General features: G+C 74.6%; 13 protein-coding genes. 11 read left to right on the top strand and 2 right to left on the bottom strand.

Annotated features, from left to right (window positions below; translation table 11 throughout):
* Positions 1-197 precede the first annotated feature (197 nt).
* Complete coding sequence (locus AB0L29_RS30980) at positions 198-3,965, top strand: glycosyltransferase family 2 protein (RefSeq protein WP_365831848.1); 3,768 nt, start codon at positions 198-200, stop codon at positions 3,963-3,965.
* Complete coding sequence (locus AB0L29_RS30975) at positions 3,962-5,500, top strand: DUF5719 family protein (RefSeq protein WP_365831847.1); 1,539 nt, start codon at positions 3,962-3,964, stop codon at positions 5,498-5,500. Before AB0L29_RS30980 ends, AB0L29_RS30975 begins: the two co-directional genes overlap by 4 nt.
* Before the next feature lie 93 nt (positions 5,501-5,593).
* Here AB0L29_RS30975 and AB0L29_RS30970 read toward each other — a convergent pair whose 3' ends face one another.
* Positions 5,594-6,043 (bottom strand): metallopeptidase family protein, encoded by a 450-nt coding sequence (locus AB0L29_RS30970; protein ID WP_365831845.1) that lies wholly within the window; start codon positions 6,041-6,043, stop codon positions 5,594-5,596.
* A 295-nt stretch (positions 6,044-6,338) separates the two neighbouring features.
* On the opposite strand from AB0L29_RS30970, the gene AB0L29_RS30965 reads away from it, so the two are divergent.
* From AB0L29_RS30965 to AB0L29_RS30930, 8 genes are all read left to right on the top strand, one after another.
* Entirely contained in the window at positions 6,339-6,761 is a 423-nt protein-coding gene (locus AB0L29_RS30965) for a DUF3499 domain-containing protein (protein WP_365831844.1), read from the top strand.
* A 246-nt stretch (positions 6,762-7,007) separates the two neighbouring features.
* Positions 7,008-8,372 (top strand): phosphomannomutase/phosphoglucomutase, encoded by a 1,365-nt coding sequence (locus AB0L29_RS30960; protein WP_365831843.1) that lies wholly within the window; start codon positions 7,008-7,010, stop codon positions 8,370-8,372.
* 112 nt (positions 8,373-8,484) lie between these two features.
* Positions 8,485-8,655 carry a Trm112 family protein gene (locus tag AB0L29_RS30955; RefSeq protein WP_145868895.1) on the top strand — a complete coding sequence of 57 codons (171 nt, stop codon included), beginning with the start codon at positions 8,485-8,487 and terminating at the stop codon, positions 8,653-8,655.
* Between the two features lie 151 nt (positions 8,656-8,806).
* Positions 8,807-9,934, top strand: coding sequence for an SIS domain-containing protein (locus tag AB0L29_RS30950; RefSeq protein WP_365831841.1), 1,128 nt, complete (start codon positions 8,807-8,809; stop codon positions 9,932-9,934).
* Between the two features lie 208 nt (positions 9,935-10,142).
* Positions 10,143-11,294: a mannose-6-phosphate isomerase, class I gene (manA, locus tag AB0L29_RS30945; RefSeq protein ID WP_365831839.1), complete on the top strand. Its 1,152-nt coding sequence runs from the start codon at positions 10,143-10,145 to the stop codon at positions 11,292-11,294.
* A gap of 144 nt (positions 11,295-11,438) precedes the next feature.
* A complete protein-coding gene (locus AB0L29_RS30940; protein WP_365831837.1) occupies positions 11,439-12,419 on the top strand; it encodes a cation diffusion facilitator family transporter in 981 nt (326 codons plus the stop codon).
* Positions 12,420-12,804: 385 nt separating this feature from the next.
* A complete protein-coding gene (gene ahcY / locus AB0L29_RS30935; RefSeq protein WP_365831835.1) occupies positions 12,805-14,262 on the top strand; it encodes an adenosylhomocysteinase in 1,458 nt (485 codons plus the stop codon).
* 207 nt (positions 14,263-14,469) lie between these two features.
* Positions 14,470-15,102, top strand: coding sequence for a hypothetical protein (locus AB0L29_RS30930; protein WP_365831833.1), 633 nt, complete (start codon positions 14,470-14,472; stop codon positions 15,100-15,102).
* Between the two features lie 57 nt (positions 15,103-15,159).
* On the opposite strand, the gene AB0L29_RS30925 is transcribed toward AB0L29_RS30930, so the two are convergent.
* Positions 15,160-16,149: an RDD family protein gene (locus tag AB0L29_RS30925; RefSeq protein ID WP_365831831.1), complete on the bottom strand. Its 990-nt coding sequence runs from the start codon at positions 16,147-16,149 to the stop codon at positions 15,160-15,162.
* Positions 16,150-16,294: 145 nt separating this feature from the next.
* Here AB0L29_RS30925 and AB0L29_RS30920 point away from each other — a divergent pair, with 145 nt between their 5' ends.
* Positions 16,295-17,302, top strand: coding sequence for a stage II sporulation protein M (locus AB0L29_RS30920; protein WP_365831829.1), 1,008 nt, complete (start codon positions 16,295-16,297; stop codon positions 17,300-17,302).
* The last annotated feature ends 313 nt before the right edge of the window (positions 17,303-17,615 follow it).

Here is a 17,615-nt window from a genome sequence, read left to right as displayed (position 1 = left end):
ACGGCCCGTCGCGGGTGGGTCGTCCACAGGCGGCGGGCCGCCGTGCCCGCCCCTCTTCCGGCCGCCGCCCCCGTCGAGGCGCTGCGCGCCGCCCCCCGTCGGACTGCCGATAGTGTGGTCGCTCGTCCGAGACGCCCCGCCGCCCCCACCGGGCGCAGGCGTCCACCGCAGTCCACCGAACCGGGGCCCGTACCTCGATGTCCGTGCACAGCCACCCGGCAGCCCATCACGACACCGCTGCCACCACCGGGTTCGACCCGGCCCGCCCGACTGAGCTCGACCCGGCCCGCCCGCCCGAGTTCCCGCGTCATGTGGTGACCGCGGTCCTCGTCTCCCACGACGGCGCCCGCTGGCTGCCCGACGCGCTCGCCGGGCTGCTCGGCCAGGAGCGCCCCGTCCAGTACGCCATGGCGGCCGACACCGGCAGCGGGGACGACTCCGCCCGGCTGGTCGCCGACGCCCTCGGCGACGACCGCGTACTGCACCTGGCCCGGCGCACCGGCTTCGGCCAGGCCGTCGAGGAGTGCCACCGCACCGCCCCCGCCCTCACCCCGGACGAGCTGACCTACCTGAAGCGGCCCAGCGGCTGGGACCCGGTCACCCGCACCTGGCGCGACGACGCCTACGACCTGCCCGAGCTGCCGCACGGAGAACCGGTGCAGTGGCTGTGGCTGCTGCACGACGACTGCGCCCCCGAACCCGACGCCCTGGCCCAGCTGCTGAGGGTCGTGGACAACGAGTACGACCTCGGCCGCGAGGACGTCGCCGTCGTCGGCCCCAAGCTGCGCGGCTGGTACGACCGCCGCCAGCTGCTGGAGGTCGGCGTCACCATCGCCAACTCCGGCCGCCGCTGGACCGGTCTGGACCGCCGCGAACAGGACCAGGGCCAGCACGACCACGTCCGGCCCGTGCTGTCGGTGTCCACCGCGGGCATGCTCGTGCGGCGCGACGTCTTCGAACAGCTCGGCGGCTTCGACCGGCACCTGCCCCTGATGCGCGACGACGTCGACCTGTGCTGGCGCGCGCACGCGGCCGGCTACCGCGTCCTCGTCGCCCCCGAGGCGGTCGTACGGCACGCCGAGGCGGCCTCCCGCGAGCGCCGCGCCGTCGACTGCGTGGGCCGCACCGCCGCCTCCCCGCACAAGGTGGACAAGGCCGGCGCCGTCTACACCCTCCTGGTCAACGCCCGTACCGCCGTGCTGCCGTGGGTGCTGGTCCGGATCGTGCTCGGCACGCTGCTGCGGACCGTCGCCTACCTCGTCGGCAAGGTCCCCGGGCAGGCCCTCGACGAGATCCGCGGCCTGCTGGGCACCCTGCTGCGGCCCGAGCGGATCATCGCCGGGCGGCGCACGCGCGGCGCCCCCCGGATCGACAAGGGCGAGCTGCGCGCGCTGTTCCCGCCGCCCGGCGCCACCGTCCGCGCCACCGTCGAACAGGTCGCGGGCAACCTCGTGGGCCGTTCCGACCCCGAGGCCGCCTCCGGGGCCGGCCGGCACGGCGGAGCCGTCGAGTCGGGCCCCGGCGGCGACGACGCGGACTTCCTCGAAGTAGAGCAGTTCGCCCGGCTCAAGCGCATCGCCCGCAACCCCGGCCCGCTGCTCTTCCTGGTGCTGCTGCTCGCCTCCCTGGCCGCCTGCCGCGCCCTCCTCGGCGGCGGCGCGCTGGCCGGCGGCGCCCTGCTGCCCGCCCCGGCGGACTCGGGCGAGCTGTGGTCGCGCTACGCGGACGCCTGGCACCCCGTGGGCGCCGGCGGCACCGCGTCCGCGCCCCCGTACCTGGCGGTCGTGGCGATGCTGGGCTCCGTGCTGTTCGGCTCCGCCGGACTCGCGGTCACCGTCCTGCTGGTCGGCTCGGTGCCGCTCGCCGGACTCACCGCCTACCTCGCCTCCCGCCCGCTCGTCCCGTCCCGTCTGCTGCGCGCGTGGGCGGCCGTCGTCTACGCCTTCCTGCCCGCCACCACCGGCGCGCTGGCCGGCGGCCGCGTCGGCACCGCCGTCCTCGCCGTCCTGCTGCCGCTCCTCGCCCGCGCGGGCGTCGCCGCGAGCGGCCTGGCCCACCCCTCCGGCGCGCGGGGCAGCTGGCGCGCCACCTGGGCGTACGCGCTGCTGCTGACGATCACCACGGCGTTCACCCCGATCGTGTGGCCCCTCGCGCTCCTGCTCGGAGCGGGGCTGCTGGTCCTGCGCCGGGGCGACATCACGGCGTACGGACTGCGCTTCCTCGCCCAGCTCGGCACGCCCCTGCTGGTCCTCGCGCCCTGGTCGCTGTCGCTGTTCCCGTCCGGCTTCCTCCAGGAGGCGGGCCTGGAGTACGGCTCCTCGGCCGCCTCCGCCCTCGACCTGCTCGGCGCGAGCCCGGGCGGCCCCGGCACCGCCGCCGGCCCGCTGCTCTTCGGCGTCGTCCTGGCCGCGCTCGCCGCCCTGCTGCGCTCCGAGCGCCGGCCGGCCATCTGCACGGCCTGGACGGCCGCCCTCGCCGGGCTGGTCCTCGCCGTCCTGTCCAACGGCTCCGCCTGGGCCGGGCCCGCGACCCTCGTCTACGGCCTCGCCCTGCTGGCGGCGGCCGTGCTCGGCGCCGACGGGGCCCGCGCGCGGGTGGCCGAGCAGAGCTTCGGCTGGCGCCAGCCGGTCGCCGCGCTGATCGCCTTCGCCTCGGCCGCGGGCCCGCTGCTCATCGCGGCCGGCTGGATGATCCGGGGCGCCGACGGACCGCTGGAGCGGCGCGACCACCCCACGCAGGTGCCTGCCTTCGTCGCCGAGGAGAGCGGCACCCGCGACCAGGCCCGCACCCTCGTCCTCGACAGCGACTCGCCCGCCCGCGTCGACTACGTGCTCGTCCGCGGCTCCGGCGTGCGGATGGGCGACGGCGAGTTCGCCGCGGCGGACGGCGGGAACGCCGAGCTGGACAAGGTCGTCGCCAACCTGGTCGCCGGCTCCGGCGCCGACCAGGCCGACCAGCTCGGCGGCTTCGCCGTGCGCTACGTCCTCGTCCACAAGGGCGCACCCCGCGAGGTCACCCGCGTCCTGGACGCCACGCCCGGCCTGACACGGCTCAGCCAGCAGGACGGCGGGGCGCTGTGGCGGGTCGACCGGGAGGTGGCGCGCGCGACCATCGTCTCCGGATCCGGCTCGGACGCCGAGAACGGCGAGCCGCAGCCCGTCGCCGCCGGGCCCGTCGAGATCCACACCACCGTCCCGTCCGGCCCCCAGGGGCGGATCCTGCGCCTCGCCGACTCCGCCGCCGAGGGCTGGACCGCCACCCTCGACGGCAAGCCGCTGACCCGCACCACGGTCGACGGCTGGGCCCAGGGCTTCGAACTGCCCGCCTCCGGCGGCAGGCTGGACGTCGTCCACGACGACCCGGTCGGCCGCACGGCCTGGCTGTGGGCGCAGGGCGCCCTCGCCGTCGTCCTCGTCGTGCTCGCCCTGCCCGGGCGGCGCCGCGACATCGACGACGACCTGCCCGACGAGCCGGTCGTGCCCGCCCAGGCCGTCGCCGGCGAGGGCCGCCGGGCGCGCCGGCTGCGCGCCCAGGCCGAGGCCGGGGCCGAAGAGGCGGGCACGGGCGAGGAGTTCCCGCCGCCCGCGGCTCCCGAGGTCTCCCCGGTCTCCCCGGAGGCCGCCCCGGCCGCGATCCCCCAGCAGCAGTCCTACGGCCAGTGGGAGGCGGACGGCCACACGGGCGCCGGGTACGACGGCTACGGCGGCGGGCAGTACCAGGGCGGCGGGCAGTACCAGGGCAGCGAGCAGTACGGGCAGGACGCGTACGCGCAGCCGTACCAGGCGGACCCGTACCAGGGCGGCCAGTACGACCCGTACGCCTACGACGGCTCGGCCCGGACGGCCCCCCACGACCCGTCGTACGACCAGACCTACCGGCAGGGGTACGACACGCCGTACGACCCCGCGCAGCCGCACCACCCCCACGGCACGGGCAGTGAGCGTCCCGACGGGAGCCAGCAGTGAACCGCACCACCCTGTCCCTGATCGCCGGCACGGCCGCGCTCGCCGCCGTCACCGGGTTCGCCGCGCTGTCCGCGCCGGACGCCTCCGGCACGGACGGCGCCGCCGGGGCGGCCGCCCGGCTGCCCGTGGAGCGCACCGGCCTGCTGTGCCCGGCGCCCAGCACCTCCGACCTGGCCGAGACGTCGTACACGTCCTTCACCCCCGTCACCAAGGGAGCGGCCGGCGGCGGCAGGGCCGGATTCGAGGCGGCCGCGCGGGAGTCCGCGGACACGGGCGCCGGCGACGAGAAGGGCGAGAAAGACGCGAAGGGCGCGAAGGGCGGGGACGGCCGGGAGACGGCCGGCGCGTCCGTGCTGGAGCCCGGGAAGCCCGGCACGCCGGCCACGGGGGAGGCCTCCGGAGCGGAGTCGCCCGCGCTCGTGGGGATCGCCGAGGGGAAGTTCGCGCCCGGCTGGACGGTGCAGGAGACGACGGAGGTCGCCGCGGGCGCCGGGCGGGGGCTGCAGGGCGTCGCCTGCGCCGCCCCCGACACGGACTTCTGGTTCCCGGGCGCCAGCACGGCGGCCGACCGGACCGACTACGTGCACCTGACGAACCCCGACGACTCGGCCGCCGTGGTCGACATCGAGCTGTACGGCAAGGACGGCGAACTGGAGTCGGCGACGGGCGAGGGCATCACGGTCCAGCCGCACGCCAGCGAGCCGATCCTGCTCTCCACGCTCGCCGACGGGCGGCAGACCAACCTCACCGTGCACGTCACGGTGCGCAGCGGGCGGGTCGGCGCCGCCGTGCAGGCCCTGGACGACAGGCTCGGCGGCGACTGGCTGGCCGCGTCGGCGGATCCGGCGGGCAGCCTGGTGCTGCCGGGCATCCCGAAGGACGCCACGGCCGTCCGCCTGGTCGCCTTCGCGCCCGGTGACGCCGACGCGGACCTGAAGGTGGCGCTGGCCTCCCCCTCCGGGACGATCACGCCGGCCGGGCACGAGACGCTGCACGTGAAGGCGGGCATGACGGCCGCCGTCGACCTGGACGACGTCACGCGCGGCGAGGCGGGGTCCCTGGTGCTGACGCCGACGGGCCGGGCAGTGCCGGTGGTGGCCGCGCTGCGGGTGGTGCGGGGCGAGGGCGACCGGCAGGAGACGGCGTTCATCCCGGCCACCCGGCCCGTCGGCGCCCGCGCGACGGCCGCGGACAACCGGGCCGAGGGCGGCACGCTGTCCCTGGCGGCCCCCGGCCGCGCCGCCACGGTCAAGGTCACGGCGTCGGCGGGCAGCGAGGGCGGCACGGCGGTGTCCAGGACGTACACGGTCAGGGCCGGCACGACCCGGGACGTCGAGCCGCCGGTCCCGAACGGCCTGAAGGGCACCTACGCCCTGACGGTCGAGCCGCTGACCGGCGGCCCGGTGTACGCGGCCCGGACCCTGACGGCGCCGCGCGACGGCGTCCCCGGCTTCACCGTCCAGACCCTGGCGGACGACCGGGGGACGGTGGCGGTGCCGGAGGCGGAGGAGGACTTGTCGGTTCTGCAGGATTGAGCCCAGGGGCGGGGCCCGGCCTCGCCCCCTGGGCCGGGCCGGGCGCGAGGCGGCCACCGGCGGAGCCGCCCCCCGGCTCGGCCGGCCCTCCGCTCAGTCCTCGTCGTAGCGCGGATCCACCGTCTCGGGCGTCAGCCCCAGCAACTCGGCGACCTGCTCGACGACGACCTCGTGCACCAGCGCCGCCCGCTCGTCCCGCCCCTTCGTGCGGATCTCGACCGGCCGCCGGTACACCACCACCCGCGCGCGACGCCCGTCCCGCGCGGGCGCCGTCCCGCCGAGGGGCACCGCCTCGTCGCTCCAGGCCCGGCCGGGCCCGTCCAGACGCGGGACCTCCAGGACGAGGAAATCGATGTCGGCCAGCTGCGGCCACCGTCGCTCCAGGCGCTCCACGGAGTCCTGCACCAGGTCCGCGAACGCCTCTGCGCGGCTCGCGGCGAGCGGCACCTGCGGTGGTGCGATCGGGCCGCGCATGCCCCGGCCGTGGCGATCACGGCGACGGGGCCCGCGGCCGGCGGCACGGGGCGTTACGGGGTTCTCCATCACTGGTGAAGGGTAGTCCCCGCCGCGCACGCGCGCCCGGCTCCACACGGCATCCCGGACCACATCCGGCCGACCCGTACGGCATGTCGCCACATGGCCGTTCCAGCCACGGTCGGGCTCATTTCTGTATCTCTCCGAGACCGTTTGTGTCACGGCATTTGGCGGCGTTTGTGTCCTGTCATGACCGGAAACCCGACCGTCCGGCACCCCGCGTGCGGGCTTCCGGGCAGGTCAGCGGGGTGGGGCTGAAGGGGCGTGTGGGGCGTTTCACAGCACGACACGGTGGAGTGACCTGATGGAGAGTCGTCGCGGCCCGCTCAAGAGTGCGGTACCGTCCAACGTCGTGAGCCCTGTACGTCGCTGTTCGCGCACCGCCTGCGGCCGACCCGCCGTCGCGACGCTGACGTACGTCTACGCCGACTCGACCGCGGTCCTCGGCCCGCTCGCCACCTACGCCGAACCCCACTGCTACGACCTGTGCGCCGAGCACTCCGAGCGCCTCACCGCCCCGCGCGGCTGGGAGGTCGTCCGGCTCCTGGACGGCTCGGCTCCGGCCCGGCCCAGCGGCGACGACCTGGAAGCGCTCGCCAACGCCGTGCGCGAGGCGGCCCGTCCCCAGCAGCGGGCGGCCGGAGCCGCCGGCAGCGGACGCGGCGCCGACCCGATGGAGGTCGCCCGGCGGGGGCACCTGCGGGTGTTGCGGTCGCCCGACAACTGAGCGGTCCCCGCCCGTTTTGGCGGCCGGACCGGCGGGCCGCACCGGACCCGCTGTGCCGGGTGCCGCCGTGGGGCGCGGGCCCGCCGCCAGCGATCCGCCCGGCCGCGGCCGGGCACATCCGCACCGGCCCGGACACCGCCCCGGCCCGAGGCCGCGTCCCGGCGTCCGGCCGGCCTCCGGGACGGCCCGCCGCCGACGGGTACGGGTAGTTTGGGGTGCCCAACAGGACATCCAGGAAGGCTGGCCGTGGCTGCTGATCTGTCGCAGGTCGTGAAGGCGTACGACGTACGCGGTGTCGTCCCCGACCAGTGGGACGAGTCCCTGGCCGAGCTGTTCGGCGCGGCCTTCGTCCAGGTGACCGGCGCGAGCGCCGTCGTGACCGGGCACGACATGCGGCCCTCGTCCCCCGGCCTGGCGCGCGCCTTCGCACGCGGGGCGACGGCCCGGGGCGCCGACGTGACCGAGATCGGCCTGTGCTCGACCGACCAGCTCTACTACGCCTCCGGCGCGCTCGGCCTGCCGGGCGCGATGTTCACGGCCTCGCACAACCCGGCGCGGTACAACGGCATCAAGATGTGCCGCGCGGGCGCCGCCCCGGTCGGCCAGGACACCGGCCTCGCCGAGATCCGCGACCTCGTCGAACGGTGGAGCGGGTCCGGCGCCCCGGCCCCGGCCGCGAACCCGGGGACCGTCACACGGCGCGACACGCTGGACGACTACGCGGCACACCTGCGCTCCCTCGTCGACCTGACCGCCATCCGCCCCCTGAAGGTCGTCGTCGACGCGGGCAACGGCATGGGCGGGCACACCGTCCCCACCGTCTTCGGCGGCCTGCCCCTCGACCTCGTCCCCCTGTACTTCGAGCTCGACGGCACCTTCCCGAACCACGAGGCCAACCCGCTCGACCCGGCCAACCTCGTCGACCTGCAGAAGCGGGTCCGCGAGGAGGGCGCCGACCTCGGCATCGCCTTCGACGGCGACGCCGACCGCTGCTTCGTCGTCGACGAGAACGGCGACCCGGTCTCCCCGTCGGTGATCACCGCCCTGGTGGCCTCCCGCGAGCTGGCCCGGCACGGCGGCAAGGGCACCGTCATCCACAACCTGATCACCTCCCGGTCCGTCCCGGAGGTCGTCGAGGAGAACGGCGGCACGCCGGTGCGCACGCGCGTGGGCCACTCCTTCATCAAGGCCGAGATGGCCCGGACCGGCGCGATCTTCGGCGGCGAGCACTCCGCGCACTACTACTTCCGCGACTTCTGGAACGCCGACACGGGCATGCTGGCCGCCCTGCACGTCCTGGCGGCCCTCGGCGGCCAGCAGGGCCCGCTGTCCGCCCTCGTCGCCCGGTACGACCGCTACGTCGGCTCCGGCGAGATCAACTCCACGGTCGACGACCAGGCCGGCCGCATCGCCGCGATCAGGGCCGCGTACGAAGGGCGCGAGGGCGTCACCCTGGACGAACTGGACGGCCTGACCGTCTCCTGCGCCGACTGGTGGTTCAACGTCCGCCCGTCCAACACGGAGCCGCTGCTGCGCCTGAACGCGGAGGCCCGGGACGGGGCCACCATGGCGCGGGTGCGCGACGAGGCCCTGGCGATCATCAGAGGCTGAGGTCACCGGGGTGCCGCCGTGCCCCGCGCACCGGCACCCCGCCCGCCCCCGCCGACCCGCCCTCACCGGCGGTACGCTGACCAGGCACATCCGCACCCCGAAGGGAACCCCCATGCCGCTCGAAGCCGGCCTCCTGGAGATCCTCGCCTGCCCGGCCTGCCACGCTCCCCTCGAGGAGCGGGACACCGAGCTGATCTGCACCGGTCAGGACTGCGGCCTGGCGTACCCCGTCCGCGACGGCATCCCCGTCCTGCTCGTCGACGAGGCGCGCCGCCCGGCGTGACGCCCCGGCGCGGACACCGGTGCGCTCCGTGCGGGCACCCGGTGTGGACCCACGCGGTCGGGCACACCCGGTGCACGGAGACCGGACGTGACCGACCCGCCGTACACGGACACCGCCGTACACGGACCCCGGCGATCGGAGACTGCCGCCCATGCTCGACGAATCGCTGCTCGACTCCCCGGAGGGCCTCGCCCGGGCCGACCGGCGCGGCCTGCTCCGCGGCGCCGCGGAGGCCGGCGCCCGCGTCCGCACCGCCGCCCGGCTCGCCGCCGAGGCCGGCCTGGGCGAGCTGAAACCCGACGGCCGCCCCCGGGCCGTCCTCATCGCGGGCCCCGGAGCCGCCGCCCGGCACACCGCCGACCTGCTCGGCACGCTCGCCGGCGCCGGCAGCCCCGTCACCCGCCTCGCCCCCAGCGGCGTCGCCCCCGCGGCGGGCGCCCTGCGCTGGGAACTGCCCGGCTGGGCCGGGTCGGTCGACCTGCTCCTGATCACCACCCCGGACGGCACCGAACCGGGCCTGTCGCTCCTCGCCGAGCAGGCCTACCGCCGGGGCTGCGCCGTCGTCGCCGTGGCTCCCGCCCGGTCCCCGCTCGCCGACGCGGTGCAGGGCTCGCACGGCCTGTTCGTGCCGATGGCGACCGCCCCGTACGAGCAGGACGAGCCGCTCGCCCCGTCCGCCCCCGGCGTCCTGTGGGCGCTGCTCACGCCACTGCTGGCGCTCCTGGACCGCACCGGCCTGCTGACCGCCCCGCCCGAGGCCCTGGAGAAGGTCGCCGACCGCCTCGACCGGGTCGCCGAACGCTGCGGCCCCGCCATCGCCACCTATAGCAACCCCGCCAAGACCCTGGCCGCCGAACTCGCCGACGCCCTGCCGGTCGTGTGGACCGAGGGCACCTCGGCCGGCCCGGCGGGCCGCCGCTTCGCCGCCGCGCTCGCCGAACTGTCCGGCACCCCGGCGGTCGTCTCCGAACTGCCCGAGGCGCTCGCCGCGCACAGCGCCCTGCTCGCCGGCCCGCTCGCCGCCGGTGCCGACCCCGACGACTTCTTCCGCGACCGCGTCGAGGAACCGCCCGCCCTGCACGCGCGCGTGGTGCTGCTCCGCGACCGCCCGATCGGCAGCCTCACCGCCGCCCCGGCCGCCCGCGAGCTGGCCCTCAGCCGCGACACGCCCATCAGCGAGCTGGAACCCGAGGAGGGCGGCGAACTGGAGACCCTCGCGGAACTGATCGCCATCACGGATTTCGCCGCCGTTTACCTGGCGCTCGCCTCGGGCGCCTGATCTTGCCCAGGACACGGTGACCGGCGCACGCCCGGGCAGGACTGTCGTGCACCGGGGCCGCGGCACTCGCACGAGCCACGGCCCGTCGTACGACGGGCCGCGACCCCGTACGACGGGTCATGGCCCGTGCGACGGGTCATGACCCTCGCGGGACGAACCGTGACCGCCGATACGAGAGACAACCGGCAGAGAGACCCGGAGAACCCCCATGGACCGCCTCGACAACACCATCCGCCCCTACGCCTGGGGTTCCACGACCGCCATCCCCCGGCTGCTCGGCGTCGAACCGACCGGTGAGCCGCAGGCGGAGATGTGGATGGGCGCCCACCCGGGCGCGCCTTCGCGCACCGGCCGGGGCACCCTCGCCGAGGTCATCGAGGCGGACCCCGAGAAGGAGCTCGGACCGGCGTCGGTCGCCAGGTTCGGCCCCCGCCTGCCCTTCCTCCTGAAGATCCTCGCCGCCGGGGCGCCGCTCTCCCTGCAGGTGCACCCGAACCTGGAGCAGGCCCGGCAGGGCTACGAGGACGAGGAGCGCCGCGGCGTCCCGGTGACCGCCGCGCACCGCAACTACAAGGACGCCAACCACAAGCCCGAACTCATCTGCGCGCTCACCGAGTTCGACGGCCTGTGCGGCTTCCGCGACCCCCTGCGGGCCGCCGACCTGCTCGACGGCCTCGGCGTGGACTCCCTCAAGCCGTACGTCGACCTGCTGCACGCCCACCCCGAGGACGCGGCGCTGCGCGAGGTCCTCACGGCGATCCTCACCGCCGACCCCGAGGAGACGGCCCACACGGTCGCACGGGCCGCGACCGCCTGCGCCCGCCTCGGCGGCGCCTACGCCCCCTACGCCGACATCGCCCACCACTACCCGGGCGACCCGGGCGTCCTCGCCGCGATGCTGCTCAACCACGTCCGGCTCCAGCCCGGCGAGGCCCTGTTCCTGGGCGCCGGCGTCCCGCACGCCTACCTCGACGGCCTCGGCGTCGAGATCATGGCCAACTCCGACAACGTCCTGCGCTGCGGCCTGACCCCCAAGCACGTCGACGTCCCCGAACTCCTGCGCGTCGTCCGCTTCGAGCCGAGCGACCCCGGTGTACTGCGCCCGGAGGCCTCGCCGGACGGCGAGGAGGTCTACGAGACCCCCATCGACGAGTTCCGGCTCTCCCGGTACGTCCTCCCGGCCGGCGGCGCCGCCCGCGACCTCACCCTGACGACTCCCCAGATCCTGCTCTGCACCGCCGGCACCGTACGCGCGGGGGAGCACGCGCTGGAGCCGGGCCGGTCCGTCTTCGTCCCCGCGGGCGAAAAGGCCGAAGTGTCCGGCACCGGCACCCTCTTCCGGGCCACCGTGGTCGCCTGACCGCCCCATGACACCGTCCTGACGCGCCCCTCCGCCCGGGCTGCAACAATGTCCCACCGTCAAGCACGGGCAAAACCGGGAACACGACGTACGAAGGTGTACGGCAGGACCCGGGAACGGCGTACGAAGGGACAACGCGAACACATGAGCGCGTCAGGCGGCACCAAGGCGATCGTGGCGGCACTGGCCGCCAACCTCGCTATCGCGGTAGCGAAGTTCGTGGCGTTCCTCTTCAGCGGTTCGTCGTCGATGCTCGCCGAGTCCGTGCACTCGGTAGCCGACTCCGGCAACCAGGCACTGCTGCTGGTCGGCGGCAAGAAGGCGCAGCGCGAGGCCACCCCGCAGCACCCCTTCGGGTACGGCCGCGAGCGCTACATCTACGCCTTCCTCGTCTCCATCGTGCTCTTCTCGGTCGGCGGCATGTTCGCCCTCTACGAGGGCTACGAGAAGATCAAGCACCCGCACGAGCTGGAGCACTGGTACTGGCCGGTCGGCGTCCTCGTCTTCGCGATCATCGCCGAGACGTTCTCCTTCCGCACGGCCATCAAGGAGTCCAACATCCTGCGCGGCAAGCGCTCCTGGAAGGAGTTCGTCCGCCACGCCAAGGCGCCCGAGCTGCCGGTCGTCCTCCTGGAGGACCTCGGTGCCCTCGTCGGCCTGGTCCTCGCCCTCGGCGGTGTCGGCCTCGCCGTGCTCACCGGCGACAGCGTCTGGGACGGCATCGGCACCCTGTGCATCGGCGTCCTGCTCATCCTGATCGCCCTGGTCCTCGCCGCCGAGACGAAGTCCCTGCTGCTCGGCGAGTCCGCGGGCACCGAGGAGGTCGCGAGGATCGAGGCCGCAGTCGTCGACGGCGACACGGTCACCCGCATCATCCACATGCGCACGCTCCACCTCGGCCCCGAGGAGCTCCTGGTCGCCGCCAAGATCGCCGTCCGGCACGACGACACGGCCGCCGAGATCGCCTCCGCCATCGACGCCGCCGAGGCCCGCATCCGCGAGGCCGTCCCGATCGCCCGCGTGATCTACCTCGAGCCGGACGTCTACAGCGAGGCCGAGGCGGCCAAGGGCCCCGACCGCGAGGCGACGCCCGGCGGCCCGGCCTCACCCGGCGCCGCGCACTGACGCCCTGCCGCACGACCCGTCCCGCCACCACGGGGCCCGCCGACCCCCGGCGGGCCCCGCCGGTTTCGGCCACGCCCGCACCGGCCACGGCGGTGACGCGCTCCCCGCCCCGCCCCCGGACACCCCGGCGCTTCGCGATCGGCCTGATGTGTTCGCGGGCGGACTGGGGATGGCCGGGCCCTCCGGTGTAGCTTGGGACGGAGCCAGACGTCGCTGCTGATGGCGGTCGGGCGGTCCTGACGGGACCGGCCGAGGGAGAGAGGGCCTCCGACGGACTGCGCTGCGCGCACGCGGGCATGCCTGTGTCCTCTTTCGGGCACCCCTGTGTCCGCCGCCGCGCAGATCAGCCGTATCCACCTCGATCCAACCCGAGGAGCAGCTCGTAATGACGACTGTCGAGAACCGACAGGACTTCAAGGTCGCCGACCTCTCGCTGGCCGAGTTCGGCCGCAAGGAGATCACCCTCGCCGAGCACGAGATGCCGGGCCTGATGGCGATCCGCGAGGAGTACGCCGAGGCCCAGCCCCTCGCCGGTGCCCGCATCACCGGCTCCCTGCACATGACCGTGCAGACCGCCGTGCTCATCGAGACCCTGGCCGCCCTGGGCGCGCAGGTCCGCTGGGCCTCCTGCAACATCTTCTCCACCCAGGACCACGCGGCGGCCGCCGTCGCCGTCGGCCCGAACGGCACGCCCGACAACCCGCAGGGCATCCCGGTCTTCGCCTGGAAGGGCGAGACCCTGGAGGAGTACTGGTGGTGCACGGAGCAGGCCCTGACCTGGCCGGACAGCCCCACCGGCGGCCCGAACATGATCCTGGACGACGGCGGTGACGCCACCCTCCTCGTCCACAAGGGCGTCGAGTACGAGAAGGACGGCAAGGTCCCCTCGCCCGACACCGCCGAGTCCGACGAGCACCGCGTCATCCTGGAGCTCCTGACCCGCACCCTGGCGGAGAACCCGCAGAAGTGGACCCGGCTGGCCTCCGAGATCCGCGGTGTCACCGAGGAGACCACCACCGGCGTCCACCGCCTGTACGAGATGCAGCGCGAGGGCACCCTGCTGTTCCCGGCGATCAACGTCAACGACGCCGTCACCAAGTCGAAGTTCGACAACAAGTACGGCTGCCGCCACTCGCTGATCGACGGCATCAACCGGGCCACCGACACCCTGATCGGCGGCAAGACCGCCGTCGTGTGCGGTTACGGCGACGTGGGCAAGGGCTGCGCGGAGTCCCTGCGCGGACAGGGCGCCCGCGTGATCGTCACCGAGATCGACCCGATCTGCGCCCTCCAGGCCGCGATGGACGGCTACCAGGTCACGACCCTCGACGAGGTCGTCGAGACGGCCGACATCTTCATCACCACGACCGGCAACAAGGACATCATCCTCGCCTCGGACATGGCGAAGATGAAGCACCAGGCGATCGTGGGCAACATCGGCCACTTCGACAACGAGATCGACATGGCCGGCCTGGCCAAGGTGCCCGGCATCGTCAAGGACGAGATCAAGCCGCAGGTCCACACCTGGACCTTCCCGGACGGCAAGAAGATCATCGTGCTGTCCGAGGGGCGTCTGCTGAACCTGGGCAACGCCACCGGTCACCCCTCGTTCGTGATGTCCAACTCCTTCGCGGACCAGACCCTGGCCCAGATCGAGCTGTTCACCAAGCCCGACGCGTACCCGGTCGGCGTCTACGTGCTGCCCAAGCACCTCGACGAGAAGGTCGCCCGCCTCCACCTCGACGCGCTCGGCGTGAAGCTGACCACGCTCCGCCCCGAGCAGGCCGAGTACATCGGCGTGAAGGTCGAGGGCCCCTACAAGCCGGACCACTACCGCTACTGAGTCCGCAGCCCCGCCCGTGGTGGGGGCGTCCGTGCACGGACGCCCCCACCCCCCCCCCCCCCCCCCGGGGGGGGGGGGGGGGGGGCCGCCCCCCCCCCCCCCCCACCACGGCAGGTCCTCCGAGGCAGGCCCCCGCACCCCCGTGGCGGGGGCCTGCCCCTTTGGCGGACCAGGGGCAGGCCCAGCCCGTCACACCCCAGGACCCCCATGCCCCGCGGCCGTTATTCGCTCCACGATCCGCACGATCACACCCCCCTCGCAGAAGAGCACTTCCACTGCGCCGTCGGCCCCTCCGGCTGGCGCTACGTCTCCCGGCTGACCGCTCCCTCGGGCGATCACCGCGGCTCCGTCGACCTCACCCTCGACGACCTCGGCCGCCCCGTCCGCGTCGAACTGCACGCCGCGGACTGGCAGGTGCGCGGGGCCGCCCTCGACGGCGTCACCTGGGTCCGCACCGATCCGGCCGGCACCCACGCCACGGAAGGCAACGTGCGCGCCCACGCCTTCACCGGCACCTCCCCCGCGTTCCTCGTCGCCACCGCCCGTCTCCTGCGCCTCACCCCCTCCGGCCCGGCGACCCGCGTACGCCTCGTCGCCTTCACGGACCCGGTCCTCGCCCCGCGCACCGTGGACCAGTCCTGGGCTCTGGTGAACAGCGAAGCACACGCCACTGACAACGGCCCCCTCACCGTGGACGAGTACCAGGTCACAGCCCTGGACACGGGCGAGCAGCACACCGTGCACCTCACCGGCGACGTGGTCCTCGCCGCGCCCGGCATCGAGCTGGAGGACCTCCAGTCGCCGCCGTCGGTGTTCCCCGGGAGACCGGCGGAGCTCTGAGGAGTCCCGGGAAGACCCGGGGCGTTCCGCGGAGACGGTGAGCCGCGGCGGCCCCGCCTACGCCGGCGGAACGAAGCGGGTGGCGGGACGCTCGGCCCCCTGGACCTCCTGGCCCCCCTGCGCTTCCTGCGCCTCCCGCGGCACCGCGGAACCGTGCCCGCTCGCCGCGGCCCCGTCCCGCCGGCCGGCCGGAGCCGTCCCCGGAGTCATCGGGGAAGCGGGCCGGGTGGCCGGACGGACCGGCGGCCCGTACGCTCCCGGCACCCCGGACGCACCGCCCGCGGCGCCCGCCCCCGCACCGCCGCCGAAGGCGCGCCGGGCCTCACGGGCCTGCCGCTCCTGCACCACCGCGGCCAGATACACGGGAGGCGGGACGTCCTGCGGCACCGGAGCCCCCGTACGATCCGCCAGGTCGGCGGCCAGCCGCTCCGCCATCGCCCAGCCGACCTGCGGATCCAGCTGCTGCATCCGCGTCAGGTACTGGCGCACGGCCAGCCACAGACCGTCGGGCACCCCGGACAGGTCCAGCCCCGAGAACCGTCCGGCCAGCCAGGGCGGAGGCGGCGGCACGAAACCCGTCCGCGCGACCGGCACGCGCTCGCGCACCACCAGGGTCCCCGCGAACACGTCCCCGAGCCGCCGCCCGCGCGCCGACACGAGCGAGGCGACGCAGGCCACGACCCCGAACGTCAGCAGGATCTCGATCACCCCGATCAGACCCCGCACCAGCGCGTGCCGGAACCGGATCGGCCCCCCGTCGTCGCGCACCACCCGCAGCCCGCACGCCAGCTTCCCGAGCGACCGTCCATGGCTGAGCGTCTCGACCGCGACCGGCCCGCCCACCAGCACGAGAACGAACGTCGCGATGGACAGCGCCAGCTGCGCCGCCTCGTCCAGGGAGGCGGCGGAAACCATTACCGCGATGGTCACCGCGACGTACACCGCCACCGCCACGACGAGATCGAGCAGCACCGCCAACGCCCTGCTGGGCAGCCTCGCGGGGCGCAGCTCCAACGCCACCGCCTCGCCCGTCACCAGCTCACTCACGCCCGCCGCCCTTCCCCGGCCTGCCCCCGACACCGCCAGTCTGCCAAGCTGAGGGAACATCGCGCCGCAGTGCGACAAACAGATCACGTAGATCGAGCAGATCCACGACGAGCCGCCGACGAACAGCCGAGGAGCAGGCACACCGATGGACCTCGACGTCTTCGTCTCCGCCCACCGGGCGGAGTGGGACCGCCTCGACGCCCTGCTCCGGCGCCGGCGCCGGCTCACCGGCGCCGAGGCCGACGAACTCGTCGCCCTCTACCAGCGCGCCGCCACCCACCTCTCCCTGATCCGGTCCAGCGCCCCCGACCCGCAGCTGACCGGCCGGCTCAGCCAACTGGTGGCACGCGCGCGCAGCGCCGTGACGGGAACCCGCCGCGCCTCCTGGCGCGACGTGACCCGCTTCCTCGCCCACGGCTTCCCGGCCGCCGTCTACACGTCACGCCACTGGTGGGTCCCCACCGCGCTGCTGTCCACGGCGGTCGCGGCCCTCCTCGGCTGGTGGATCGGCAGCCATCCCGAGGTCCAGGCGTCCATCGCCGCCCCCAGCGAACTGCGCGAGCTGACCCGCCCCGGCGGCCAGTACGAGACGTACTACTCGAGCCACCCCGCGGCCTCCTTCGCCGCCCAGGTCTGGACGAACAACGCGTGGGCCGCCGCACTCTGCCTGATCCTGGGCGTCTTCCTCGGCCTGCCGGTCATCTGGATCCTGTTCCAGAACATGCTCAACCTCGGCATCGGCGTCGGCCTGATGTCCTCGGCCGGCCGGCTCGACACCTTCCTCGGCCTCGTGCTCCCGCACGGCCTGCTGGAACTGACGGCGGTCTTCGTGGCGGCGGGCACCGGCCTGCGCCTCGGCTGGACTCTCGTCGACCCCGGCCCACGCACCCGGCGCACCGCCCTCGCGGAGGAGGGCCGGGCCGCCATCGGCATGGCGATCGGCCTCGCCCTGGTCCTCTTCGTCTCCGGTGCCATCGAAGGCTTCGTCACCCCGTCCGGCCTCCCCACCTGGGCCCGTATCGCCATCGGGGTCGCCGCCGAGCTGGCCTTCCTGGCGTACGTGTACGTGCTCGGCGGCCGCGCGGCCCGCGCAGGGGAAACCGGTGACCTCGAGGCGGCCGAGCGCAGCGCCACCGTCCCCACGGCCGCCTGATGTGCGCACAGGTCTGCTGAACTGCTAGTCTCCTCTTCGCCCCGCGGGAGCCGTTGACACGGACCATGCGGGGAGGTAGATTCGAACAGTTGCCTGGAGATGGGCTCAGATCTCGTCCCGGCAGCAGTGAGCATCTGTCCGCTTCCCGAAACGCTGATTTCGGAGAAGCCTCTCCCGATGAATCGGAAAAGAACGGCCGGTCAGTCCGGTCTGGAACTTCTGATAAAGTCGGAAGCGCCGGAAAGGGAAACGCGGAAGCGGGAACCTGGAAAGCACCGAGGAAATCGGATCGGAAAGATCTGGTAGAGTCGGA

This window comes from Streptomyces sp. NPDC052701 (genome assembly GCF_040678355.1).
Taxonomy (GTDB): domain Bacteria; phylum Actinomycetota; class Actinomycetes; order Streptomycetales; family Streptomycetaceae; genus Streptomyces.
The sequence above is the reverse complement of the archived record's forward strand: the minus strand, read 5'-3'. Positions and strand labels throughout refer to the sequence as shown.